This window comes from Streptomyces sp. NPDC088785, assembly GCF_044750685.1.
Classification (GTDB): domain Bacteria; phylum Actinomycetota; class Actinomycetes; order Streptomycetales; family Streptomycetaceae; genus Streptomyces.
In genome coordinates this window covers 1128522-1150842 of the sequence record NZ_JBIVKH010000001.1, presented here as the reverse complement: position 1 = coordinate 1150842, position 22321 = coordinate 1128522, and the positions used below count along the sequence as shown (strand labels likewise).

At 73.5% G+C, this 22321-nt stretch carries 25 protein-coding genes; 17 read left to right on the top strand and 8 right to left on the bottom strand.

Annotated elements, in window-relative coordinates:
• The 3 genes from ACIP5K_RS05270 to ACIP5K_RS05260 all read right to left on the bottom strand — a co-directional run bounded on the left by ACIP5K_RS05270 (nt 1) and on the right by ACIP5K_RS05260 (nt 1862).
• Nucleotides 1–192, bottom strand: coding sequence for a hypothetical protein (locus ACIP5K_RS05270; protein ID WP_401405297.1), 192 nt, complete (start codon nt 190–192; stop codon nt 1–3).
• Between the two features lie 68 nt (nt 193–260).
• Nucleotides 261–539, bottom strand: a complete 279-nt coding sequence (locus ACIP5K_RS05265; RefSeq protein ID WP_401405055.1) for a hypothetical protein — start codon at nt 537–539, stop codon at nt 261–263.
• Between the two features lie 30 nt (nt 540–569).
• On the bottom strand, nt 570–1862 hold the full coding sequence (locus ACIP5K_RS05260; RefSeq protein ID WP_401405053.1) for an MDR family MFS transporter: 1293 nt from the start codon (nt 1860–1862) through the stop codon (nt 570–572).
• 135 nt (nt 1863–1997) lie between these two features.
• Between ACIP5K_RS05260 and ACIP5K_RS05255 the strand changes: the two genes are divergently transcribed.
• The 3 genes from ACIP5K_RS05255 (at nt 1998) to ACIP5K_RS05245 (ending at nt 3882) form a co-directional block, all read left to right on the top strand.
• On the top strand, nt 1998–2759 hold the full coding sequence (locus tag ACIP5K_RS05255; protein ID WP_401405051.1) for a phosphoglyceromutase: 762 nt from the start codon (nt 1998–2000) through the stop codon (nt 2757–2759).
• A 192-nt stretch (nt 2760–2951) separates the two neighbouring features.
• Complete coding sequence (locus ACIP5K_RS05250) at nt 2952–3257, top strand: hypothetical protein (RefSeq protein ID WP_401405050.1); 306 nt, start codon at nt 2952–2954, stop codon at nt 3255–3257.
• A gap of 286 nt (nt 3258–3543) precedes the next feature.
• On the top strand, nt 3544–3882 hold the full coding sequence (locus tag ACIP5K_RS05245; protein WP_401405048.1) for a hypothetical protein: 339 nt from the start codon (nt 3544–3546) through the stop codon (nt 3880–3882).
• A gap of 118 nt (nt 3883–4000) precedes the next feature.
• On the opposite strand, the gene ACIP5K_RS05240 is transcribed toward ACIP5K_RS05245, so the two are convergent.
• Nucleotides 4001–4774, bottom strand: coding sequence for an SDR family NAD(P)-dependent oxidoreductase (locus ACIP5K_RS05240; protein WP_401405047.1), 774 nt, complete (start codon nt 4772–4774; stop codon nt 4001–4003).
• A gap of 193 nt (nt 4775–4967) precedes the next feature.
• Here ACIP5K_RS05240 and ACIP5K_RS05235 point away from each other — a divergent pair, with 193 nt between their 5' ends.
• Nucleotides 4968–5564 carry a TetR/AcrR family transcriptional regulator gene (locus ACIP5K_RS05235; RefSeq protein ID WP_401405045.1) on the top strand — a complete coding sequence of 199 codons (597 nt, stop codon included), beginning with the start codon at nt 4968–4970 and terminating at the stop codon, nt 5562–5564.
• Nucleotides 5565–5585: 21 nt separating this feature from the next.
• Here ACIP5K_RS05235 and ACIP5K_RS05230 read toward each other — a convergent pair whose 3' ends face one another.
• The gene (locus tag ACIP5K_RS05230) at nt 5586–6005 is read right to left on the bottom strand and encodes a hypothetical protein (protein ID WP_401405044.1); all 420 of its coding nucleotides are present in this window, start codon (nt 6003–6005) and stop codon (nt 5586–5588) included.
• A 249-nt stretch (nt 6006–6254) separates the two neighbouring features.
• Here ACIP5K_RS05230 and ACIP5K_RS05225 point away from each other — a divergent pair, with 249 nt between their 5' ends.
• A complete protein-coding gene (locus ACIP5K_RS05225) occupies nt 6255–6419 on the top strand; it encodes a hypothetical protein (protein ID WP_401405042.1) in 165 nt (54 codons plus the stop codon).
• A gap of 111 nt (nt 6420–6530) precedes the next feature.
• On the opposite strand, the gene phoU is transcribed toward ACIP5K_RS05225, so the two are convergent.
• Nucleotides 6531–7211, bottom strand: a complete 681-nt coding sequence (gene phoU, locus ACIP5K_RS05220; protein ID WP_401405041.1) for a phosphate signaling complex protein PhoU — start codon at nt 7209–7211, stop codon at nt 6531–6533.
• 197 nt (nt 7212–7408) lie between these two features.
• Between phoU and ACIP5K_RS05215 the strand changes: the two genes are divergently transcribed.
• The gene (locus tag ACIP5K_RS05215; RefSeq protein ID WP_401405039.1) at nt 7409–8686 is read left to right on the top strand and encodes a sensor histidine kinase; all 1278 of its coding nucleotides are present in this window, start codon (nt 7409–7411) and stop codon (nt 8684–8686) included.
• Nucleotides 8683–9363, top strand: a complete 681-nt coding sequence (locus tag ACIP5K_RS05210) for a response regulator transcription factor (RefSeq protein ID WP_018527980.1) — start codon at nt 8683–8685, stop codon at nt 9361–9363. Before ACIP5K_RS05215 ends, ACIP5K_RS05210 begins: the two co-directional genes overlap by 4 nt.
• Nucleotides 9364–9467: 104 nt before the next feature.
• Here ACIP5K_RS05210 and ACIP5K_RS05205 read toward each other — a convergent pair whose 3' ends face one another.
• Nucleotides 9468–10115 carry a DUF461 domain-containing protein gene (locus ACIP5K_RS05205; RefSeq protein WP_401405037.1) on the bottom strand — a complete coding sequence of 216 codons (648 nt, stop codon included), beginning with the start codon at nt 10113–10115 and terminating at the stop codon, nt 9468–9470.
• A gap of 623 nt (nt 10116–10738) precedes the next feature.
• On the opposite strand from ACIP5K_RS05205, the gene ACIP5K_RS05200 reads away from it, so the two are divergent.
• The 10 genes from ACIP5K_RS05200 to ACIP5K_RS05155 all read left to right on the top strand — a co-directional run bounded on the left by ACIP5K_RS05200 (nt 10739) and on the right by ACIP5K_RS05155 (nt 21419).
• Nucleotides 10739–11221, top strand: coding sequence for a CarD family transcriptional regulator (locus tag ACIP5K_RS05200; RefSeq protein ID WP_003953493.1), 483 nt, complete (start codon nt 10739–10741; stop codon nt 11219–11221).
• 265 nt (nt 11222–11486) lie between these two features.
• Nucleotides 11487–12236, top strand: a complete 750-nt coding sequence (ispD, locus tag ACIP5K_RS05195) for a 2-C-methyl-D-erythritol 4-phosphate cytidylyltransferase (RefSeq protein WP_401405035.1) — start codon at nt 11487–11489, stop codon at nt 12234–12236.
• The gene (gene ispF, locus ACIP5K_RS05190) at nt 12226–12744 is read left to right on the top strand and encodes a 2-C-methyl-D-erythritol 2,4-cyclodiphosphate synthase (protein WP_401405033.1); all 519 of its coding nucleotides are present in this window, start codon (nt 12226–12228) and stop codon (nt 12742–12744) included. Before ispD ends, ispF begins: the two co-directional genes overlap by 11 nt.
• 97 nt (nt 12745–12841) lie before the next feature.
• On the top strand, nt 12842–13399 hold the full coding sequence (locus tag ACIP5K_RS05185; RefSeq protein ID WP_401405031.1) for a GNAT family N-acetyltransferase: 558 nt from the start codon (nt 12842–12844) through the stop codon (nt 13397–13399).
• Nucleotides 13399–14862, top strand: a complete 1464-nt coding sequence (locus ACIP5K_RS05180; RefSeq protein ID WP_401405029.1) for an ABC transporter substrate-binding protein — start codon at nt 13399–13401, stop codon at nt 14860–14862. Before ACIP5K_RS05185 ends, ACIP5K_RS05180 begins: the two co-directional genes overlap by 1 nt.
• Nucleotides 14859–16586: an ABC transporter permease subunit gene (locus ACIP5K_RS05175; RefSeq protein WP_401405028.1), complete on the top strand. Its 1728-nt coding sequence runs from the start codon at nt 14859–14861 to the stop codon at nt 16584–16586. The genes ACIP5K_RS05180 and ACIP5K_RS05175 overlap by 4 nt, the downstream gene beginning before the upstream one ends.
• A gap of 93 nt (nt 16587–16679) precedes the next feature.
• Nucleotides 16680–17084, top strand: coding sequence for a PPOX class F420-dependent oxidoreductase (locus ACIP5K_RS05170; protein ID WP_401405026.1), 405 nt, complete (start codon nt 16680–16682; stop codon nt 17082–17084).
• A gap of 112 nt (nt 17085–17196) precedes the next feature.
• A complete protein-coding gene (gene cysS, locus ACIP5K_RS05165) occupies nt 17197–18597 on the top strand; it encodes a cysteine--tRNA ligase (protein ID WP_401405025.1) in 1401 nt (466 codons plus the stop codon).
• 87 nt (nt 18598–18684) lie between these two features.
• On the top strand, nt 18685–19635 hold the full coding sequence (gene rlmB / locus ACIP5K_RS05160) for a 23S rRNA (guanosine(2251)-2'-O)-methyltransferase RlmB (RefSeq protein WP_401405023.1): 951 nt from the start codon (nt 18685–18687) through the stop codon (nt 19633–19635).
• Between the two features lie 134 nt (nt 19636–19769).
• Nucleotides 19770–21419, top strand: coding sequence for a DoxX family protein (locus tag ACIP5K_RS05155; RefSeq protein ID WP_401405022.1), 1650 nt, complete (start codon nt 19770–19772; stop codon nt 21417–21419).
• Nucleotides 21420–21538: 119 nt separating this feature from the next.
• Here ACIP5K_RS05155 and ACIP5K_RS05150 read toward each other — a convergent pair whose 3' ends face one another.
• Nucleotides 21539–22294, bottom strand: a complete 756-nt coding sequence (locus ACIP5K_RS05150; RefSeq protein ID WP_401405020.1) for an NDP-sugar synthase — start codon at nt 22292–22294, stop codon at nt 21539–21541.
• Nucleotides 22295–22321 lie beyond the last annotated feature (27 nt).

The following is a 22321-nucleotide window of genomic DNA, read 5'->3' as shown; positions in this document are numbered from 1 at the left end:
TCAGCCGAGGGCGACCATGCGGACGACGGTGACCGTGAGGACGGTCCCGGAGACGTAGTAGAGGACTATCGCGCCGCCGACGGTCGCCTCGCGGCGGTCGCGCTCGCCCGACACCGAGCAGGAGCCGTGCCCGTACGGGTCGTGGGCGAGGGTGCGGAGCATCTCGGCGCGGAACGCGTCGGGGTTCGCCATCTTGACCAGGGTGTCGTCGGCGGGCGGTGCGTACGCGATGCGGCAGGGGCTGCGCCTGCGGCGGCGGCTCAAGCCGGGCCCCGCCTCTCCGCCTCGTCGTGGGCGAGCCGGGCCAGGATCGCGTCAGCCTCCGGGTCGGGGACCGCCTCCAGCATCCAGTGCCGCATGACGGCGTGGATCTCGTGGACCCCCGCGGCGTTGATGTCCTTGTCGAACTCCGTGCGGCGCTCGGGCGCGAGCGCCGCACGGATCGCCGGAATGCTGTTCGGGACGTCGACCTCGATGCCGCCCACGAGCGTCCTGGGCGGGTCGTCCGTTCTCGGCGAGGTCCTCGGGGCGTCGGGCATGTTCGGGTACGTACCCGACCAAGTGCCGCTTCACGCAGGGGCGTTCTCCGGGGTGCTCTGTGGGGTGCTCTCCGGGGTCCGCTCCGAGGTCCGCTCCGGGACGGACTTCTGCGGGGCGGGCCCCTCCGTGTGGAGGCCGCGCATCAGCGCCCAGTACCCGCCCGCGGTGACCGTGCCGAGCGCGGCGCACCCCGCCCACAGCCACCCCGCGCCGGCCGAGTCGAGCACCCAGCCGCCGGCCAGCGGCGCGACGAGAGCGGCGGCGGACCAGGACATCGTGTACACGCCCTGGTAGCGGCCGCGGCCCTCGGCGGGCGCGAGCCGGGCCACGAGCCCCGACTGGGTCGGGGCGTTGACCATCTCGCCGAGCGTCCACACCACCACGGTCAGCGCGTACGCGGTCAGCGACCCGGCGAAGGCGGTCAGCGCGAAGCCGTAGCCGATGAGGAGCGAGGACACCGCGAGCAGCCGGCCCGGGTCGCGGCGCTGGATGAAGCGGGTCAGCGGGATCTGGAGGGCGACGATCACCAGGCCGTTCACGGCGGCGACGAGACCGACGTCGGAGCTGCTCAGCCCGTTCTCGCCCATCACGATCGGCAGGCCCACCGAGCTCTGCGTGAAGACGACCGCGACCAGGAACGACAGCCCGACCATGAGCATGAACCGGCCGTCGCGCAGCACCGTGCCCATGGTGACGGCGGGCGCCGCCGAGATCCGCGGGCCCGGTTCGGGACGCGACTCCTTCACCTTCACGAAGACGACGCAGGCGCAGGCCAGTGTCATGCCGGCCTCGACGAGGAAGCCGAACGTGTAGCTCTGGGCGACCAGGAACCCGGCGTAGACCGACGAGATCGCGAAGCCCAGGTTGATCGCCCAGTAGTTGAGGGAGAAGGCGCGGACGCGGTCGTGCGGCGGCACGATGTCGGCCATCATCGCCTGGATCGCGGGCCGCGAGGCGTTCGAGGCGAGGCCGAGGGCGAAGCCGGTGACCGCGATGGCGACCGGGTCGCGCACGAAGGCGAGGACGGCGACCGTGGCGGCGGTCGCGAGCTGCGCGCCGAGCAGGGTGGGCCGCCGCCCGAGCCGGTCGGCGAGCACGCCGCCGAGCATGGACGCGATGACACCGCCCGCCCCGATGAGCGAGGCGACCAGACCGGCGTACGCGGCCGAGAACCCGCGCGCGGCGGTCAGGTAGAGGGCGAGGAAGGTGAGGACGAAGCCGCCGAGCCGGTTCACCAGGGTGCTGGTCCACAGCCACCAGAATGCGCGGGGGAGCCCGGCGACCGCCTCCGTGGAGGCACGTCTGAGCGCGACGACTGACATGGGTGCATCCCCCGGGGCCGAAGTAAGCGGTGATGAAGGTTTACACAACTTACGTGCCGGGTAGCGGCAGGGGCCACCCAATTGACGGGGACCGTCAATCGGCGCGGGCCGGAACCGTCGATTAGGCTCGGCTCCATGGCCGACGCACCGTACAAGCTGATCCTCCTCCGCCACGGCGAGAGCGAGTGGAACGCGAAGAACCTGTTCACCGGATGGGTGGACGTCAACCTGAACGAGAAGGGCGAGAAGGAGGCGGTCCGCGGCGGTGAGCTGCTCAAGGACGCCGGCCTGCTCCCCGACGTGGTGCACACCTCGCTCCAGAAGCGCGCGATCCGCACGGCTCAGCTCGCGCTGGAGTCCGCGGACCGCCACTGGATCCCCGTCCACCGTTCGTGGCGCCTGAACGAGCGCCACTACGGCGCCCTCCAGGGCAAGGACAAGGCGCAGACGCTCGCCGAGTTCGGCGAGGAGCAGTTCATGCTGTGGCGCCGCTCGTACGACACCCCGCCGCCGGCGCTCGACAACGACGCCGAGTACTCCCAGTTCGACGACCCGCGCTACGCGACGCTCCCGCCCGAGCTGCGCCCGCGCACCGAGTGCCTCAAGGACGTCGTCGTCCGCATGCTCCCGTACTGGTTCGACGGCATCGTCCCCGACCTGCTGACGGGCCGGACGGTCCTGGTGGCCGCCCACGGCAACTCGCTGCGCGCCCTGGTCAAGCACCTGGACGGCATCTCGGACGCCGACATCGCGGGCCTGAACATCCCGACGGGCATCCCGCTGTCCTACGAACTGGACGCCGACTTCAAGCCCTTGAAGCAGGGCGGCACGTACCTGGACCCGGACGCGGCAGCGGCGGCGATCGAGGCTGTGAAGAACCAGGGCAAGAAGAAGTAGGCCCGACGCTCTGAGCCCCCTGCCTGCGGGTTGCCTGCTGGTAGGGGGCTTCTCGCTGCCTACGGGCCGTTCTCTGGGCCGTCAGGTGCGTCGGGTCCATCGGCGGACGCGGATACGGCCCCGCTCGGCAGCAACAGACGTGGAGAGCGTGCGGCTAAATCGTGGGTTGAAGCGGCTGGCACGATGCACTCCATGACGGAGTACGCGTGGCCGAACGGCGTGGGAGATCCGACGCCCGGGGACGTACGACGAGCCTGGCCGGCGACCGTGACCGCGCTGCCAGTCGGTGCCGTCGTGACCGGCAAGGTCATCGGCCGACAGCCCTTCGGGGTGTTCGTGGAGATCGACGGGGTGCCGGACGCTGTGGGGCCGGCAGAAATCGTGAGGGCACCGCCCGGAACCGTCCCTCCCCCTCTGGGGTCTGCGATCACGGGCGGCGTGGTCGCTCACGCGGAGCACAACTGCCAGGTCAGACTCAGGCTGGATGACTCTGGATGACTCTGGATGACTGGGGAGATGAGCGCGCGCTCCTCCCGCTGGAGCCCAACGGGTGCCTCACCGACCGTGTCGGTTCTGCGAGTGACCCCGAATCGCGGGCGGTCCGTCCACCTCCGTGCCAGAGCCGTGGCGGGTTGGGCGGGGAGCCACGGGAACACGGGGCGACGGACCGTCCCCGCTGAGGGCCGTCAGGCCGCTCTCCCGCAGGTCAGACGCCCAAATCCCGCTACGGCACACGACGAAGCGCCTCAGCTTGGGAACGGGGTGGGGTGGACATCATGAAGGTGTGGGACTCGATGTGGAGGTGCACGCGGCGCGGCCGGCGCGTGGTTGGGGCGCGTCCCGGGGGACGCTGCTGCGGGGTTCGTCCGGGCACGGGGACGCGCTGGCCGATGTGATCGACTCGCTGCGGCTGCTCGGAGCCGGTGGGCGGCTGGCCGCCGTGGATCCGTACGGGGATGCCCTGATGAACGAGCAGGAGGCCGCCGTCGCCCTCGATGAGATCCCCGGGCTGCGCGGACTCTGCGCCGACGAACACCAGCGCGCCGCCGTGGACGATCTCGCGGCAGCGCTGGCGGCGTGCGCCGGTACCCCGGGCAGCTGCCTGTGGTTCCAGGGCGACTGACCGCCGATCCTGATGCCCCGGACCGTGAGGTCCTCTCGTTCGGGGTGCGGGTGGCGCAGGAACTCCACCCGGTGTACGCGGCTGTGGAGAGCCGCCCCCCGGAGGGGCCGGGTGTTCGTTACGCCGTGATCACCGCCACCCCGGTCCGGCCGCCGTCCACGTCCACCACCGTGCCGTGCACGAAGGACGCCTCGTCGCTCGCCAGCCAGAGAGCCGCGTGCGCGATCGCCTCCGGCGAGCCGACCGTGCCCGCCGGGGTGCCGTGCATCATCGCCTCGCCGGGGTGCGGCTCGGTGCCCTCGGGGGAGGGCGGGAGGACGACGCCGGGGGAGACGGCGTTGACGCGGACGCCCTGCGGGCCGAACTCGGCGGACCAGGCGCGCGTCAGGGTCTCCATGGCGCCCTTCGTCGAGCTGTAGAGGGCGCCGAGCGGAACGGCGAGGCGCGTGATCCACGAGCCGAGGTTGATGATCGTGCCGCCGCCCGCGGCCGCCATGGCCGGGGCCACCGTGGCGGTCAGGAAGAAGGGGGCCTTCACATTCACCCCGTAGACCCGGTCGAAGGTCTCCTCGGTGGTGTCGGGCGTGCCGGGCGCCGGGTAGACGCCGGCGTTGTTGACCAGGATGTCGATGCGGCCGCCCAGGGCCGCGGTGGCCCGGTCGGCCAGGTCGCGGGAGGCGCGCGGGGAGCCGTCCAGGTCCGCCGCCACGAAGTCCGCCCGGCCGCCCGCCGCCCGGATGCCGTCGACGACGGCGGCGCCCCGGCCGGCGTCCCGCCCGGAGACGACGACATGGGCGCCCTCCGCGGCGAACACCTCGGCGATGGCCCGGCCGATGTTGCTCGTCGAGCCCGTGACCAGCGCCGTCCTGCCGTTCAGTCGTCCCACACTCATGGCTAGCTCTCCCTGGAGTCGCGATCCGTCGTCATGCGTCGTCATGTGTCGTCATTCGGCGTCGCGCCGTGCTTCGTGCGCCGACGGCCTGCGCCGACGGCCTGCACCGACGTGATGACGATGACCAGCGTGCTCCGGGTAAAATGGACCGGCAAGTCCAAAGCGTGGGAGTGCGAAGAAGGAGGCGACGAGCGTGGCCGAGACGTTGACCGCCAAGGGGCGTGCCACCCGGGCGCGGATCGTCGAGGGCGCCGCGGAGGTGCTGCGCGAGCAGGGAGTCTCCGTGACGACGCTCGACGACATCCGCGCCCGCACCGGCACCAGCAAGAGCCAGCTCTTCCACTACTTCCCGGACGGGAAGGACGAACTGCTGCTCGCCGTCGCCCGGTTCGAGGCCGGGCGGGTCATCGAGGACCAGCAGCCGCACCTGGGCCGCCTCGACTCCTGGGAGTCCTGGCGGGCATGGCGGGACGTGGTCGTGGAGAGGTACGAACTCCAGGGCGACCACTGCCCGTTGGGTGCGCTGTTCCTCCAGGTCGGGCGGTCGGGGCCGGGCGCGCGGGCGATCGTCACGGAGCTGATGCGGCAGTGGCAGGCCGAACTGGCCCGCGGCGTCCGCGCCGTCCAGGAGCGGGGCCTGGTGCGGGCCTCCCTCGACGCGGACCGCACGGCCGGCGCGCTGCTCGCCGGGATCCAGGGCGGCGTGACGATCATGATGTCCACCGGGGACTCCACGCACCTCAGGGCCGCGCTGGACACCGGCATCGCGTACCTGCGCGGCCAGGACTGAGCCGCGGCGCCGACGAACGGCCTACCGAGCGGCTCCCGGGGCGGTGGCGAGGCGGTCGAGCACGCGGCCGCGCAGCAGCTCGTACTCCTCACGGAGTCTGCGCAGCTCGGAGGTGGGCGGGCGCGGGATCACCGTCCCGGGCGTGACGATCTCGTGCGGGGCGAACTGCTCCCGGGTCAGGTCCACTTCGAGGCCGTCGCCCAGTCTGTTCCACCAGTGGAAGTCGACCCGCGCGCCCTCGACGAGGACCTCGCCGCGCAGCAGGTCGCCGCCCAGCAGGTCGTTGAGCACCAGCGCGGTCACCCCGCACTGGTCCCGCGCGGGATTCTCGCCCGTCCAGCGCGCGCGGTACTCGGGCGTGCACGTGTCGGCGTCCCAACTCGCCCGCACGGCACGCTCGATGTCGGTCAGCAGCAGCGGTCTCGTGGCAGTCTCGGTCATGTCCGCCACTGTGGCACCCGGCACTGACAACCGGCCCGGGACCGCCCGCGCGACCCGGCACCCCCGTACCGCGCCCCGTACCGCGCCCCCGGAGGGCCCGCGCCGCCCTCCCTCGCAGGGGTACGGGTGCGCGCACATGTGCGCCGTTGATGCGCCCGCCCGGGTGGGCATGCAATGGGGGAGGCCGTCCGTACGGAGGCCCGCGCAGGTCCCATGCAGGTCCCATGCAGGTCCATCGAGGAGGGAACCATGGCCGCTGAGTCCCCGAGGCCCGACCAGACCCCCGAGGCACACGTCGAAGTGCGCCGTCCCGTTCCGCAGCCGGTGCTGCTCGGCGCGTGCGGCTGCGGGTCCGGCTGCGGCTGCGGCTGCCAGTCCGGCGCGCCGTGCCAGTGCGGCGGCTGCTCCGGCTGACCGCCGCACGCCGCCGCACGCGAAACGCCGCCCGCCGACCACTGACGGGCGAGGGCCCCGCGTCCCGGGCGGGACGCGGGGCCCTCGTGCGGGGAGCCGGAGCGGAGCCGGTCAGGCGCTCTCGCCCGCCGCGGCCGCCGCCTGCACGTCGTCGGCGTGCTCACCCGTCACCAGGTAGACGACGCGCTTGGCGACCGCCACGGCGTGGTCGGCGTACCGCTCGTAGTACCGGCCGAGCAGCGTCACGTCGACGGCCGTCTCGATGCCGTGCTGCCACTTCTCGTCCAGCAGGTGCTGGAAGAGCGTGCGGTGCAGCAGGTCCATCTCGTCGTCGTCCTGCTCCAGCTGCATCGCCAGATCGACGTCCTTGGTGATGATCACCTCGGCCGCCTTCGCCATCAGGCGCTGCGCGAGCTGGCCCATCTCCAGGATGGTCGCGTGCAGGTCGTGCGGGACCGCCCGCTCGGGGAAGCGCAGCCGGGCCAGCTTGGCCACGTGCTGGGCCAGGTCCCCGCTGCGCTCCAGGTCGGCACTCATCCGCAGCGAGGTGACCACGATCCGCAGATCGGTGGCCACCGGCTGCTGCCGCGCCAGCAGGGCTATGGCCCGCGCCTCCAGCTCGTGCTGTAGATCGTCCACCCTCTGGTCGGCGGCGATCACGGTCTCGGCGAGCTTCAGATCGGCGTCGAGCATGGCCGTGGTGGCGCGCCCGATCGCCGACCCGACAAGGCGGGCCATCTCGACCAGGCCCTCGCCGATCGAGTCAAGTTCCTCGTGGTACGCGTCACGCATACGACGTGCCCTCTCTCAAGGATGGTGTCCGTGGGGACCGGGTCGGCCCCACGCTCCCACGTTCCGTGCCGTACGCGTCCGGATCCGGCATCTGAAATGAATCACCTCCGTACTGAAGGTGAACTCTGGGCGACGAGTGTTCGAGCGTCCACCCGGACGGCTGTGGAGGACCGGCTCCGCCCGCATAACCTGGAGACATGGACGTGAACGCGGCGGTCGCCGCAGCCTCAGCGATCGCCGGAGTGTGCACCGGGGCGATCGCGACGCTGGCGTTCCGCTGGAGCGAACGCGACCAGAAGCGCCCCACCCGCACCTCACTGCACACCGACCCCGCCCTGCCACCCGGCGTGGACACGGTCCTGTCCGTGCTGCGCTCCTCCGCCGTCGTCCTCGACGAGGCGGACAGCGTGGTCAAGGCCAGCTCGGCGGCGTACGCGCTCGGTCTCGTACGCGGCGGGAAGCTCGCCGTGGAGCCGATGCTCCTAATGGCCAGGGACACCCGGCGCGACGGCGAGATACGCCAGGTCGAGCTGGACCTGCCGCGCCGGGGCACCGGCCGCGGCGAAGCCCTCGCCGTCTCCGCGCGGGTGGCCCCGCTCGGCTCCCGCCTGGTGCTCCTGCTCGTCGAGGACCTGACCGAGGCCCGCCGCATCGAGGCGGTCCGCCGCGACTTCGTCGCCAACGTCAGCCACGAGCTCAAGACGCCCGTCGGCGCCCTCTCCCTGCTCTCCGAGGCCGTCATGGACGCCTCCGACGACCCCGAGGCCGTCGAGCGCTTCGCCGGCCGCATGCAGATCGAGGCGACCCGGCTGACCAACCTCGTGCAGGAGCTGATCGACCTCTCCCGGGTGCAGAACGACGACCCGCTGGAGGACGCCGAGCCGGTCCGCGTGGACGAGCTGGTCGCCGAGGCCATCGACCGCTGCCGCCAGCCCGCCGCCACCAAGCAGATCACCATGGCCGCCGGCGGCACCGCCGACGTCCGCATCTGGGGCAACCGCGGGCAGCTCGCGGCCGCCCTGGGCAATCTCGTGGAGAACGCGGTCAACTACTCGCCCGCCCGCACCCGCGTCGGCATAGCCGCCCGCCGGGTGACCGCGCCCGGCGGCGACCTGATCGAGATAGCCGTCACCGACCAGGGCATCGGCATCTCCGACAAGGACAAGGAGCGCATCTTCGAGCGCTTCTACCGGGTCGACCCGGCCCGCTCGCGCGCGACGGGCGGCACGGGCCTCGGCCTCGCCATCGTCAAGCACGTGGCCGCCTCCCACGGCGGCGAGGTCACCGTGTGGAGCTCCGAGGGACAGGGCTCCACCTTCACGCTGCGGCTGCCCGAGGCGGCCACGGTCCGCAGTCCCCACCCCGACACCGCTGCCCCCGGCCCCGGAGACGTACGCGACGAAGACGACGCACACGGGCCCGACCGCACCACCGCATACGAATCCATCCCTGCCGCCCCGGAGGTCCTTCCGTGACCCGAGTGCTCGTCGTAGAGGACGAGGAGTCCTTCTCCGACGCCCTGTCCTACATGCTCCGCAAGGAGGGTTTCGAGGTCGCCATCGCGGCCACCGGGCCCGACGGACTCGACGAGTTCGAGCGCAACGGCGCCGACCTCGTCCTGCTCGACCTGATGCTGCCGGGCCTGCCCGGCACGGAGGTCTGCCGTCAGCTGCGCGGCCGCTCCAACGTCCCGGTGATCATGGTGACCGCCAAGGACAGCGAGATCGACAAGGTCGTCGGGCTCGAAATAGGAGCGGACGACTACGTCACCAAGCCGTTCTCCTCGCGCGAGCTGGTCGCCCGCATCCGGGCCGTGCTGCGCCGCCGCGGCGAGCCCGAGGAGGTCGCTCCGCAGGCCCTGGAGGCCGGCCCGGTGCGGATGGACGTCGACCGGCACGTGGTCACCGTCTCCGGCTCCAAGGTCGACCTCCCGCTGAAGGAGTTCGACCTGCTCGAGATGCTGCTGCGCAACGCGGGCCGGGTGCTGACCCGCATGCAGCTCATCGACCGGGTCTGGGGCGCCGACTACGTGGGCGACACCAAGACCCTCGACGTCCACGTGAAGCGGCTGCGCGCCAAGATCGAGCCGGACCCGGGCGCCCCGCGCTACCTGGTCACGGTCCGCGGCCTCGGCTACAAGTTCGAGCCGTAGGCCCGCCGGGGGCCGGTCACGGCACGCGAAGCGCGCGACGCCCCGGGGGCGGATCCCAGCTGTGGGATCCGCCCCCGGGGCGTCGCGCGTCGGGTCCTCGCGGCTCAGCGGCCCGCGGGGGACTCGGAGGTCGACGCCGAGGCGCCGGTGGAGGAGGACGGCGACGACGATTCCGAGGCCGACGCCGAGGAGGACGGCGACGAGGACTCCGAGGCCGACGGCGACGGCGACTGCGGCGCCTCGCTCGGGCCCCACTTCTCGAAGTAGCTCTCGGCCGGCACCACGAACGCCCGCAGCTTCACGTCACCGGTCCTGCTGAAGGAGAAGGTGATCGGCTGGGCGTTGCCGTCCAGGACCGCGGTGCGGCTGTTGGGCAGCTCGGCGGTGGCATTGCCCTTGCCGCCGAGGACGACGGAGCCGCCGGCCGGGACCGTGATGGCCGAGCCGCCGTCGGGGCCGCTCAGGGTCGCGGACTTGCCGACCTGGTCGACGGTGATGGCCGTGAGCTTCTGGTCGGTCGTGCCGTTGTTGAAGAGGGTGGCGGTGACGACGGCCGGGCCCTTGGAGGTGCGGTCGGGCTGGGTGATCACGGTGGCGTTCTGCACCTTGATGTCACCCACCGAGGTCGCGGCGTTGTCCGGCTTCACCTCGAGCGTCTGCGCGTTGTGGCCGGCACCGCACGCGGCGAGCGAGGCGATCGAGAACGCGATGGCGGCGGCGGCGAGGGCGCCGCGTCGAAGGCTGCTGCTCACGGCGGCGGCTACTCCTTGAACGTGGGCGGAGCAGACGGCTCCACGGGTGTGTAAAGCCGTCCTAAGGGTCTGTCAGCGGCCTTAGATTACCGAGCCGTTCTCACGCCATCGCACCCGACCCGCCCCTAGCGGCCGACGGCTCGTCGCCGGGGGCGCGTACGCACCGGTCATCCCGTGTTCCCCACCGTCACCAATGGCCCCGTGTTCATCATTCGTATAGGGCGCGGACCCGCCGCGGGTACGGATTTCCGGTAAGGAATGCGGGGGCCCGGAAAAACGATCACCCGGGCCCGGGAAACGCGGTGATCAATTCTGGAATCTGCTCGAACGGGGAGCGGTGCGTCCGAACGGAGTAGCGGAACTGCCCCGTCCCGAACCTCACAAAACGGGACGTTCGACCCTTTGGGTGCCCGTTCGGATGCCTGTGGCGTTCGGGATTCTCCTCCGCCGGAGAGCTGCTCCGACCTGCGAATACCCCGCTCCCCTTCCGCCCGCGGACCCCTCCGCAGCACGTTCCTGTTGTTGTTGTCAAGCCCCGAGATATGCCCTGACCTGCGAAAACGCCATTCAGAACCCGCCGTTTCCGTGTTACCCTGGATAGCCACGGAAGGGGTACCTGTCACATGACGTTCAAGGTTGGCGACACCGTGGTCTATCCCCATCACGGGGCCGCGCTGATCGAGGCTATCGAAACTCGCCAGATCAAAGGCGTGGACAAGACCTACTTGGTGCTGAAGGTCGCCCAGGGCGACTTGACGGTACGTGTGCCAGCGGACAATGCGGAGTTCGTCGGCGTGCGTGATGTGGTCGGTCAGGACGGGCTGGACCGGGTCTTCGAGGTACTGCGCGCGCCGTACGCCGAGGAGCCCACGAACTGGTCGCGCCGCTACAAGGCAAACCTGGAGAAGCTCGCCTCCGGTGATGTCATCAAGGTCGCCGAGGTCGTACGTGACCTCTGGCGTCGTGAGCGTGAGCGCGGACTCTCCGCAGGTGAGAAGCGCATGCTCGCCAAGGCTCGCCAGATCCTGGTGAGCGAGCTCGCTCTCGCGGAGAACACGAACGAGGACAAGGCCGAGGCCCTGCTCGACGAGGTTCTCGCGTCCTGACGCGCAGCAGCGCCGGATAAGCGCGTCGGAAACAATGCCGTGGTGCCCGCTGACCCTGATGGTGTCGCCGGGCGCTGCGGCATGCTTGTATCCGCCCGCCCCGCCCGAGATGCCGGCCGATCGGTCGTGAGGTGTCCTGCCGTCCCCGACGTGCCAGGTCAGCCGACTCGATCCGGTGTCACGGAAGGGGTCCGGTCAAGGCGTCGCGCCCGGCACGATGTGGCCATACCCACCACCCCCGAGCGTACAAACCTGAACGGAACCGATGTCTGACGAAACGCGTCCCGTTGTCGCCCGCGCACGCACCGCGGCCGTGATTCCGGCCGCCGGCCGGGGTGTACGCCTCGGCCCGGGCACCCCCAAGGCGCTGCGCGCACTGAGCGGCACCCCGATGCTGGTGCACGCCGTGCGCGCCATGGCGGCGTCCCGCTCCGTCTCCCTCGTCGTGGTCGTGGCGCCGCCCGACGGCGCGGCCGAGGTGAAGAGCCTGCTCGCCGACCACGCGCTGCCCGAGCGCACCGACGTCGTCGTCGTGCCCGGCGGCGCGTCCCGGCAGGAGTCCGTGAAGCGCGGCCTCGACGCCCTGCCGGCCGGCATCGACATCGTCCTCGTGCACGACGCGGCCCGCCCGCTGGTGCCGGTGGACACCGTCGACGCGGTCATCGAGGCGGTGCGGGACGGCGCCCCGGCCGTGGTGCCCGCGCTGCCCCTCGCGGACACCGTCAAGGAGGTCGTGCCGACCACCGACGGCAGCCCCGAGCCGGTCGTCGCGACCCCGTCGCGGGCCAGGCTGCGCGCGGTGCAGACCCCGCAGGGCTTCGACCACGACACGCTCGTACAGGCGCACGAGACCGTCACCGAGGACGTGACCGACGACGCCAGCATGGTGGAGCGGCTCGGGCTCCAGGTCGTCCTCGTGCCCGGGCACGAGGAGGCGTTCAAGGTGACCCGGCCGCTGGACCTCGTGCTCGCCGAGGCCGTGCTCGCCCGCAGGAGGGCCAACGATGGGTTCTGACCGGCGGGCTCTCCCGTACGCGCTGCCGCAGGTCGGCATCGGGACCGACATCCACGCCTTCGAGGAGGGGCGGGAGATGTGGTGCGCCGGGCTGAAGTGGGAGGCGCCCGGCTACGAGGGCCCCGGGCTCGCCGGGCACTCCGACGCGGACGTCGTGGCCCACGCGGCCTGCAACGCGCTGTTCTCGGCCGCCGGGCTCGGCGACCTGGGGCAGCACTTCGGGACCGGGCGGCCCGAGTGGGCGGGGGCCGGAGGGCGCACGCTGCTCGCGGAGGCGGCGCGGATCGTGCGTGCGGCCGGTTTCGAGATCGGGAACGTGGCGGTGCAGGTCGTCGGTCCCCGGCCGAAGATCGGCAAGCGGCGCGACGAGGCGCAGAAGGTGCTGTCCGAGGCCGCCGGTGCGCCGGTGTCCGTCTCGGGCGCCACCACCGACGGCCTCGGCTTCCCCGGCCGCGACGAGGGCCTGATGGCGGTGGCGACGGCGCTGGTGGTGCGGACCGGGCCCTGACCTGCGGAGCGACCCGCACCGCGGGCTTATTGCGCATGGCTTGCAGTTAGCATGTTCGGGCAGGTTGATCGTGGCTCGGACAGGGTGAAGGCAGGCAATGGGTGACTATGTGCTCCGCGTGGCCGGTGACGGCGACGTGGACGGGGCCCGCGCCGTCATGCTGGACACCGTGTACCGCGACCTGAAGTCCGGCTACGTGCCGCGCTGGCACGCCGACATCATCGACCCGGCCGCCCACTACCTGCGCCCCCGCCGCCGCACGCTCCTCGTCGCCGAGCACCTGCCCAGCGGCGAGATCGTCGCCACGGGCGGGGTGCGGGACCGCGGTCCGGCCGCCCCGCCCAACCCGCGCCGGGTCGCCGACCGCTTCCCGTCCGGCACCACCGCCCAGCTGTGCCGCGTCTACGTCCGCCCCGCGCACCGGCGGCAGGGCCTGGCCCGCGCCCTGGTGCGCGAGCTGACCGCGTTCGTCGCGGCGGCCGGCGGCTACGAGGCGATCTACCTGCACACCGACCCGGCCGTGAGCGGCGCCGAGCCGTTCTGGCGGGCGCTCGCCCACGAGGTCTGCGACGAACGCGAACTGCCCGGCGGCGGACAGGGCATCGTCCACTTCGAGCTGCCGCTGCCCGCCGCCGTCCCCGCGCCCGCCCGCTGATGCGCCGCCGTGGCGTGCTGCTCGCGGCGGCCGGGCTCGGCCTCACCACCGCCTGCGGGTCGTTCACCGGCACCGCGCGCGGCGGCCGGCTCGGCGTCGACCTCGCCTTCGCGCCCACCCAGCGGCTCTCCCCGTACGGCGACGACGGGCTGCTGCTGAGCCGCCTCGCGGTCGTCGACGGCCTCACCCGGATGGACGCCGACGGCGCGATCCACCCGGCGCTGGCCGCCCGCTGGACCCGCACCACCGCCACCACCTGGGAGTTCACCCTGCGCCGCGCACGGTTCCAGGACGGCCGCGACGTCACCGCCGACGCCGTCGTGCGCTCCCTCACGCGGGCCGGGCGGGCGGCGGTGACCCCGCGCGTCCTGAGCGACGTACGGCTGAGCGCCCGGACGGCCGGGGAGCGGACCGTGCGGATCACCACCGCGGACCCCGATCCGCTGCTTCCCGCGCGCCTCGCCAACCCCTCCCTCGCCGTCCTCTCGCCCGCCGCCTACCGGCCGGACGGCAGCGTCGACCCGGTCGGGACCGCCACCGGCCCGTTCGCCCTGACACGGGTGAGCGGGGCGGTGTCCGCGACGCTCGACCGGTTCGACGGGCACTGGCGCGGCCGGGCCGCCGCGCGCGGCCTCGACGTCACCTTCGTCGCCGACAACAACGCCCGCGCCAACGCGCTGCGCTCGGGCCAGATCGAGCTCGCCGAGTTCGTGCCCGCCGCCCAGGCGCTGGTGCTCGGCGGCCGGGCCCGGCGGGTGCCCACCGTGCGCACCACCACCCTCTACCTCAACACCCGCACCGGCCCGCTCGCCGACCCCGGACTGCGCGCCGCCGTCCGCGCGGGCGTCGACATCGGCGCCCTGGCGGGCAGCGTCTACGAGGGATACGCCCGGCGCGCCGACGGACTGCTCGGGCCCGGCTTCGCCTGGGCCGACGGCCGCCGGCCGCCGGTCACCGGGCGGGCCGCGGCCACCGCGCCGCGCGGGCGCGCGCTCACCCTCGCCACGTACACCAACCGCGCCGAGCTGCCCGAGGCCGGCGCCGCGCTCGCGCAGCAGCTGGAGCGGGCCGGGTTCCGGGTGCGGCTCGTCGTCAAGGACTACGCGCGCCTGGAGGCCGGGGCGCTCGACGGCGCCTACGACGCGTTCCTGATGTCCCGCTCCACCGCGCTCGACACCGGCGACCCGGTCTCCTACCTCGCCTCCGACTTCACCAGCGGCGGCAGCTTCAACATCTCCCGGCTGCGCGACGCCCGCGTCGACGACGCCGTGCGCGCCGCCGCGGGCCGCGAGGGCGCGGCCCGGCACCGCGCGGTGCTCGCCGCCGAGGCCGCCGTGCTGCGCACCGACGCCGTCGTGCCGATCGTCCATGAGGAGCACCTCCAGGGCGTCGGCGCCGGGGTGCGCGGCGTCGTCCTCGACCCCTACGAGCGGCAGTTCGTCGGCCTGGAGACCCGCGCGTGAACCGGACCGGCCTGAAGACGGGCGCCGGACGGGTGGCCGCGGCGGGCGGACTGCTCGCGCTCACCGCGCTGCTGCCCCGGCTCACCCGCACCGACCCGGCGCGGACCGTGCTGCACGCGCGGTACGGGGACGCGCCCACGACGCCCCGGCAGCTCGCCGAGGTGCGCGAGCAGCTCGGGCTCGGCGAGGGCCCCTTCACCTTCCTCGGGCAGTGGCTGCGCGGCCTCGCGCACGGGGACCTGGGCACGTCCTGGGTGACGGGCGCCGACGTCGGCGCGGACGTCGCCGCCGCCTTCCGGGTGTCCGTGTCGCTGATGGCGTACGCGATGGCGGTCGCCGTCCTCGTCGCGGTGGCCGTCTGCCTGCCCGCCCTGCGCCGCGGCCGGGCCGAGGCGCCGAACGCGGTGGCCGCCGGGGTGCTCGCCGCGCTGCCCGAGTTCCTGATCGCCTCCGTCCTCGCGACGCTGTTCGCCGTCCGGCTCGGCTGGTTCCCGGCGCAGGGCTGGGCCTCGCCCGCCTCCGCCGTGCTGCCCGCGCTCGCCCTCGGCCTGCCCGCGGGCGCCGTCCTCGGTCGGCTCGGGCAGGACGCGCTGCCCGCCGCGTTCGCCGAACCCTGGGTGCGCACCGCCCGCGCGAACGGCATGCCGCGCTCGCGCATCGCCGGGCACGCCGTGCGCCGCGCGCTGCCCGCGGTGCTGCCGCAGGCCGGGCTGACCGTGGTCGGCCTGACCGGGGCGGCGGCGGCCGTCGAGGCGGTGTTCGCGATCCCCGGGCTCGGCGGCACCGCCGTCGCCGCCGCGCTCGACCTCGACCTGCCGCTCCTCCAGGGCTGCCTGCTCGCGCTGCTCGCCCTCGGCACGGTCGCGGCCGTCGCCGCCGAGGTCGTCCGGCGCCGGCTGCTCGGGCCCGCCCTGCGCGCGGGCGCGCTGCCGGGCGCCGCGCCGGTGCGGGCGGGCGGCCGGTGCGCCCCGTACGCGGCGGCGGCCCTCGGCTGCGTGCTGCTCGGGGTGCTCGGGTGGGGCCTGACCCGCGACCCGCTCCAGGTGGAGCTGACCGCCCGGCTCGCCCCGCCGTCCACCGCGCACCCCTTCGGCACCGACGCGCTCGGCCGCGACGTGCTGGCCCGGCTCGGGCACGGCGCGCTGCGCACCCTGGCCACGGCCGCCGCCGTCTGCGCCGCCTGCTGGGCCGCCGGCCTCGCGCTGGGGCTCACCCGCTGGGCCAGGGGGCCGGCCGAGGTCGCCAACGCGCTGCCCGCGATCCTCGCCGGGCTGCTGGTCACCGGCCTGTTCGGGGCGGGTCCCGGCGGCGCGGCCGTCGCCGTCGCCGCGGTCGGCTGGGCGCCGCTGGCCGCGCACACCGCGGCGCTGGCCGAGACGGAACGGGCGTCGGGGCACGTCGAGGCCGCGCGCGCCCAGGGCGCGGGCCGCGCGCACGTCCTGCGCCGGCACGTGCTGCCCGGGGTGTGCGGCCCGGTCAGCAAGCACGCGGCCCTCCGGCTGGCCCCCACCACCCTCGCCCTGGCCTCCCTCGGCTTCCTCGGCCTGGGCGCCCGGCCGCCCGCCCCCGAGTGGGGCCGCCTGCTGACGGAGAACCTCCCGTACGCGGAGCGCGCCCCCTGGGCGGTCCTGGCCCCGGCGGCGGCCCTGGCCTGCGTCGGCGCGCTGGTGGCGCTGGCCCCGGGCGTCCTGAAGGGGCGCGGGGTCCGCGCGCGCGGGCGGTGACACCCGGCCGAAAGCGCCCGAATACCGGCCACGCGCGGTGTGTTGCCGCAGGATCGGGTATGCGTTCGCAGTCATACGAGAAGGAGTGAAGCCATGTCCGCCCAGCTCTCCGACGAGCTCAAGGAACTGCTCGACAGCACGGTCTTCATCGCCGTCGCCACCATCCAGCCCGACGGCAGCCCCCAGGTCTCCCCGGTGTGGGTCAAGCGCGACGGCGACGACGTGCTGTTCTCCACGACGGTCGGCCGCCGCAAGGAGAAGAACCTGCGGCGCGACCCGCGGGTGACGGTCCTCGTGCAGCCCGCCGACAACCCGTACGCCTACGCGGAGATCCGCGGCACCGCCGACATCACCACCGAGGGCGGCCAGGAACTCATCGACGAGCTGTCGGTGAAGTACACCGGCAAGAAGTACGCCGAGTTCAACACGTCGTCGGGCGACGACGCGGAGCGGATCGTGGTCCGGGTCAGGGCCCGGAAGGTCGTCGGGCGGCTCTGACGCCCGCGCGGGTCCGCCTCTTTTGGGGGCCCGCGTCCGGCGGGGACCGCTCGCGTGGTCCCCGCGCCCCCATCGGGGCACGGCACCCTCCGCGGGCTACTACCCTGGGAGCGTGACTATTCGCCTGTACGACACCAGCGCCCGGCAGATCCGTGACTTCATCCCGCTCACACCGGGCCGTGTCTCGATCTACCTCTGTGGCGCCACCGTGCAGGCGGCCCCGCACATCGGGCACATCAGGTCGGGCCTCGACTTCGACATCATGCGCCGCTGGTTCGCGTACCGCGGCTACGACGTCACGTTCATCCGCAACGTGACGGACATCGACGACAAGATCATCAAGAAGGCGGCCGAGCAGAACCGCCCGTGGTGGTCGATCGGGTACGAGAACGAGCGGGCGTTCAACGACGCCTACGACGCGCTCGGCTGCCTGCCGCCGACGTACGAGCCGCGGGCCACCGGGCACGTCCCCGAGATGATCGAGATGATGCGCGGGCTCATCGAGCGCGGCCACGCCTACGAGGCCGACGGGAACGTGTACTTCGACGTGCGCTCCTTCCCCGGCTACCTGGAGCTGTCGAACCAGGAGCTGGACGGGCTGCGCCAGCCGTCCGAGGAGGGCGTCACCGGCAAGCGCGACCCGCGCGACTTCGCCATGTGGAAGGCGACCAAGCCGGGCGAGCCCAGCTGGGAGACGCCCTGGGGCCGCGGCCGGCCCGGCTGGCACCTGGAGTGCTCGGCGATGGCCCACAAGTACCTGGGTCCCGCCTTCGACATCCACGGCGGCGGCCTCGACCTGGTCTTCCCGCACCACGAGAACGAGATCGCGCAGGCCAAGGCCTTCGGCGACGACTTCGCGAAGTACTGGGTGCACAACTACTGGGTCACCATGGCCGGCGAGAAGATGTCGAAGTCGCTGGGCAACAGCGTCCTCGTCTCCGAGATGGTCAAGCAGTGGCGGCCGATCGTGCTCCGGTACTACCTGGGCACCCCGCACTACCGCTCGACCATCGAGTACAGCGAGGAGGCGCTGCGCGAGGCCGAGTCCGCGTTCGCGCGCATCGAGGGCTTCGTGCAGCGGGTCACCGAGCTGGCCGGCGGCACGGTCGCGCCGGCCGCCGAGGTGCCGCCCGCCTTCGCCGAGGCGATGGACGACGACCTGGGCGTGCCCCAGGCGCTGGCCATCGTGCACACCGCCGTCCGGCAGGGGAACTCCGCCCTGGCCGCCGACGACAAGGAGACCGCCGTCGCCCGGCTCGCCGAGGTGCGGGCCATGCTCGGCGTCCTCGGCCTCGACCCGCTGGACGCGCGGTGGGCCGGGGAGCAGAGCCAGGGCGAGGACCTCCACGGCGTCGTCGACAGCCTCGTGCGGCTCGTGCTCGACCAGCGCGAGGCCGCCCGGTCCCGCAAGGACTGGGCCACCGCCGACGCCATCCGCGACCGGCTCGGCCAGTCCGGGCTCGTCATCGAGGACAGCCCGCAGGGCCCGCGCTGGACGCTGGGACCGCGCTGACCGCACGGTGAATGTGCCGCCCGGTCCGCGGGGCGGCACACTTCATGTACGTACAGACATTCGTTTCCGTAAGAGAACAGGTAGGTCATGGCCGCCAACAACAACCGCCGCATGTCCGGCAAGAAGGGCGCGCAGGTCGGCAGTGGCGGCCAGCGACGCAAGGGTCTCGAGGGCAAGGGCCCGACCCCGCCCGCCGAGATGCGCAAGAAGCACAAGAAGAACCGCATCGCGACGGCCCAGGCCAAGCGCGCGCAGGGCCGCCCCACGAGCCGCACCGGCGGCCCGCGCGGCAAGTCGGCGTCCGAGATGGTCGTCGGCCGCAACCCGGTCGTCGAGGCGCTGCGCGAGGGCGTGCCCGCGAGCACGCTCTACGTCCAGCAGTTCATCGACAACGACGAGCGGGTCCGCGAGGCGCTCCAGCTCGCCGGCGAGCGCGGCGGCATCCACCTCATGGAGGCCCCGCGTCCCGAGCTGGACCGGATGACGAACGGGCTGAACCACCAGGGCCTCGTGCTCCAGGTGCCGCCCTACGAGTACGCGCACCCGGAGGACCTGGTCGCCGCCGCGTTCGACGAGGGCCAGGACCCGCTGATCGTCGCCCTCGACGGGGTGACGGACCCGCGCAACCTCGGCGCCGTCGTCCGGTCCGTCTCCGCGTTCGGCGGGCACGGTGTCGTGGTGCCCGAGCGGCGGGCCGCCGGGATGACCGCCGGCGCCTGGAAGACGTCCGCCGGTGCCGCCGCGCGGACGCCGGTGGCGCGGGCCACCAACCTGACCCGCACCCTGGAGCAGTACAAGAAGGCGGGCCTCGCCATCGTCGGGCTCGCCGCCGACGGCGAGCGGACCGTGGGCGACCTGGCCGCGCTGGAGGGGCCGGTCGTCGTCGTGGTCGGCAGCGAGGGCAAGGGGCTGTCCCGGCTCGTCGGGGAGACCTGCGACTTCCGGGTGCGGATCCCGATGCCCGGCGGCGCCGAGTCGCTGAACGCCGGTGTCGCCGCGGGCGTCGTCCTGTACGAGGCCGCCCGGCGCCGCGGCTAGCCGCTCCGTGCCCGTTCCCCGCGCCCCCGGCCGGGCTTCACCCGGCCGGGGGCGCGGGGCCTTGTTGACCTTGACGGGGCCCGGACATTTTGGCGCAGTCAAGGCAGTGTCCTAAACACACATCACTCGGTTAGATGAGTGTGGACACCAGAACGCCCCGCACACCCTCGGGGGACCGCTCGTCGGGATTCGACGACGCTCCCGCGCTGAGCATGGTGAAAGTCCCGTGCGACCCGGCGCAGGTCATCGTCAACCACGCGAGTTTCCGCGTGCAGCTCCCCACGGCGCAGAAGACCCAACTCCCGCGCATCGCGCGGCACTTGTCCGCCGTCGACGCGGCGACCGCGCGCATTCCCGTGATCACCGCCGCCGGTACGCCGGCGGCCAGGCGACGCCCGGTCGTCATGAGCGGCGGCGCCTTCGCCGCCGACGGCCTGCTGACCGGCGCGCGACGCCCCGGTGAGCCGGACGCGGGCGGTGCCACGCAGGTCATCCCGCGCATCGACGTCGACGACCGCTACGAGGGCGAGCCGACCCAGGAGACCCCGGTCATCGGGTCCGGCGCCCGGATCCTGCCGCAGATGCGGCAGTCCGGCAGCGCCTTCGAGGACTCCGGCGAGCTCGATCAAGTCCGGTACCGCGGCCATGAGTTCGACGGCGCCGACGGCGCCGACGACGCCGACGACGCCACCGAGACCACCGCCGCCCGCCGCTACGGACCCGTCCGGCACGCCTACTACCCCGGGCGCCGGATGAACCTCGGCGTGGTGCTGCTCCCGCTGCGCGTCTTCCTCGGCTTCATCTCCATCTACGCCGGCATGGGCAAGCTGTGCGACCCCGTCTACTTCGACGGCGGCGAGCGCGGCTCCATGGTCAAGTGGCTCAACTCGCTGCACCCGTGGGAGCTGGCCGAGCCGCTGCGCGACTGGGCGTTGCAGCATCCCGTCGGCGCCGGACTCGCCATCGCCTTCTTCCAGGTCATCGTCGGCGTCCTGACCGTGCTCGGACTCTGGCAGCGGCTCGCCGCCGGCATCGGCGTCCTGCTCTCCGCGGCGATCCTCGTCACCGTCAGCTGGAAGACGGTCCCCGCCTACGACGCGCCCGACATCATCTATCTGGCCGCGTGGTCGCCGCTGATCATCGCCGGCGCCCCGGTCTACTCCATCGACGGCCGCCTCGCCTCCCGGGCCTGGCGACGGCTCGGCCCGCGCTCCACGCTCGGCGAGCTGCGCCGCTACGTGCTGCGCCGCGGCACGGTCATCGCGACCGTCGTCATCGGCCTGACCCTGCTGATCGGTTCGCTGCTCGGCGGCGCCGTGCGCGACGCCGACCGGGTCACCGCCCCGGGCCCCGGCGACACCCCGCACAACCAGCTGCCCGGCTCCCCGCTCCCCTCCGAGCCCGGCAGCACGAAGCGGCAGGAGCGCGGCTCGTCGAGCCCGTCGGCCTCCGAGGCGCCGTCGCAGGGCAGCACGTCGAGCCCGTCCGGCCCGCCCGGCGCCACCCGGGAGAGCGGCGCCGCCAGCGGCACCACCAGCACCCCGACGCAGGGCGCCACGGCGGGCCAGGCCCCGCCGCAGCAGACGACCCCGCAGCAGCCGCCGAGCAGCACCGGCGGCGCGCCCGCCACCGGCGGCACGACCAGCGGCGGCACGTCGGACGGCGGCTCGTCCGCCACCGGCGGCGGCAACGGCGGCACCGGCGGCGGCGGTGGCGGCGGCGGAGGCGGTGGCGGCGGGTCCGACTCGTCGAGCGGCCGGCTCGTGGGCGGTCTGCTCGGCTGACCGCCCTCTTCACCCACTGCGCCGAGGGGGCCCCGCACGGAACGTGTGCGGGGCCCCCTCGGCGCAGTGCCGTACGGACGTGGCGGGCGTTGCTGGTGCCGACGGCGTGGGGAGGGGGCTCAACGGGCCTGGGCGGCCAGCTCCTTCGCGGCCTCGGTGAGGTCCTTCGCCGTGTCGATCGCCCGCCAGTAGGCGCCCTGCGGGAGCGGGAAGCCCGCGAGCCGCTTGGCGCGGGCCAGGCGCGGGAACGTGGTGCGCTCGTGGTCGCCGGTGGTGGGCAGCAGCGAGGCGAACTCGGGGGAGAAGACGTAGACGCCCGCGTTGATCAGGTACGGGGACGGCGGGGCCTCGATGAAGTCGGTGATGTGCCCGAACGCGTTGGTCTCCACCGCGCCCCACGGGATGCGCGGCCGGGCCAGCGCGAGGGTCGCGGTGGCCTCCCGCTCGTGGTGGAAGTCGGCCATCTCGCGCAGCGAGAAGCGGGTCCAGATGTCGCCGTTCGTCGCGTACCAGGGCCGGTCGGGGTGGGGCAGGCGGGCGGCCGCGTACTTCAGGCCGCCGCCCCGGCCGAGCGGCTCCTTCTCGACGACCGTCGTGACCCGCAGCGGGAGTTCGGCCCCCGCCAGCCACTCCTCCAGGACCTCGGCGAGGTGGCCGCAGGAGACGACGGCGTCCGTGACGCCCTCCGCGGCGAGCCAGGCCAGCTGGTGGCCGATGATCGGCGTGCCGGTGCCGGGGATCTCCACCATCGGCTTGGGGCGGTCGTCGGTGTACGGGCGCAGCCGCGAGCCCTGGCCGCCCGCCAGGACGACGGCCTGCGTGGGCCGGTGCGGATACGAGTGCGGGCCGTGCGCGGCGGGTTCAGCGGTCGTCATGACCGGAACCCTACGTGCGCACGGCCC

Coding starts and splice junctions, on each gene's coding strand:
- ACIP5K_RS05270 (WP_401405297.1), bottom strand. CDS start 192: ATGGCGAACCCCGACGCGTTCCGCGCCGAGATGCTCCGCACCCTCGCC.
- ACIP5K_RS05265 (WP_401405055.1), bottom strand. CDS start 539: ATGCCCGACGCCCCGAGGACCTCGCCGAGAACGGACGACCCGCCCAGG.
- ACIP5K_RS05260 (WP_401405053.1), bottom strand. CDS start 1,862: ATGTCAGTCGTCGCGCTCAGACGTGCCTCCACGGAGGCGGTCGCCGGG.
- ACIP5K_RS05255 (WP_401405051.1), top strand. CDS start 1,998: ATGGCCGACGCACCGTACAAGCTGATCCTCCTCCGCCACGGCGAGAGC.
- ACIP5K_RS05250 (WP_401405050.1), top strand. CDS start 2,952: ATGACGGAGTACGCGTGGCCGAACGGCGTGGGAGATCCGACGCCCGGG.
- ACIP5K_RS05240 (WP_401405047.1), bottom strand. CDS start 4,774: ATGAGTGTGGGACGACTGAACGGCAGGACGGCGCTGGTCACGGGCTCG.
- ACIP5K_RS05230 (WP_401405044.1), bottom strand. CDS start 6,005: ATGACCGAGACTGCCACGAGACCGCTGCTGCTGACCGACATCGAGCGT.
- ACIP5K_RS05225 (WP_401405042.1), top strand. CDS start 6,255: ATGGCCGCTGAGTCCCCGAGGCCCGACCAGACCCCCGAGGCACACGTC.
- phoU (WP_401405041.1), bottom strand. CDS start 7,211: ATGCGTGACGCGTACCACGAGGAACTTGACTCGATCGGCGAGGGCCTG.
- ACIP5K_RS05215 (WP_401405039.1), top strand. CDS start 7,409: ATGGACGTGAACGCGGCGGTCGCCGCAGCCTCAGCGATCGCCGGAGTG.
- ACIP5K_RS05200 (WP_003953493.1), top strand. CDS start 10,739: ATGACGTTCAAGGTTGGCGACACCGTGGTCTATCCCCATCACGGGGCC.
- ispD (WP_401405035.1), top strand. CDS start 11,487: ATGTCTGACGAAACGCGTCCCGTTGTCGCCCGCGCACGCACCGCGGCC.
- ispF (WP_401405033.1), top strand. CDS start 12,226: ATGGGTTCTGACCGGCGGGCTCTCCCGTACGCGCTGCCGCAGGTCGGC.
- ACIP5K_RS05185 (WP_401405031.1), top strand. CDS start 12,842: ATGGGTGACTATGTGCTCCGCGTGGCCGGTGACGGCGACGTGGACGGG.
- ACIP5K_RS05180 (WP_401405029.1), top strand. CDS start 13,399: ATGCGCCGCCGTGGCGTGCTGCTCGCGGCGGCCGGGCTCGGCCTCACC.
- ACIP5K_RS05170 (WP_401405026.1), top strand. CDS start 16,680: ATGTCCGCCCAGCTCTCCGACGAGCTCAAGGAACTGCTCGACAGCACG.
- rlmB (WP_401405023.1), top strand. CDS start 18,685: ATGGCCGCCAACAACAACCGCCGCATGTCCGGCAAGAAGGGCGCGCAG.
- ACIP5K_RS05155 (WP_401405022.1), top strand. CDS start 19,770: ATGAGTGTGGACACCAGAACGCCCCGCACACCCTCGGGGGACCGCTCG.
- ACIP5K_RS05150 (WP_401405020.1), bottom strand. CDS start 22,294: ATGACGACCGCTGAACCCGCCGCGCACGGCCCGCACTCGTATCCGCAC.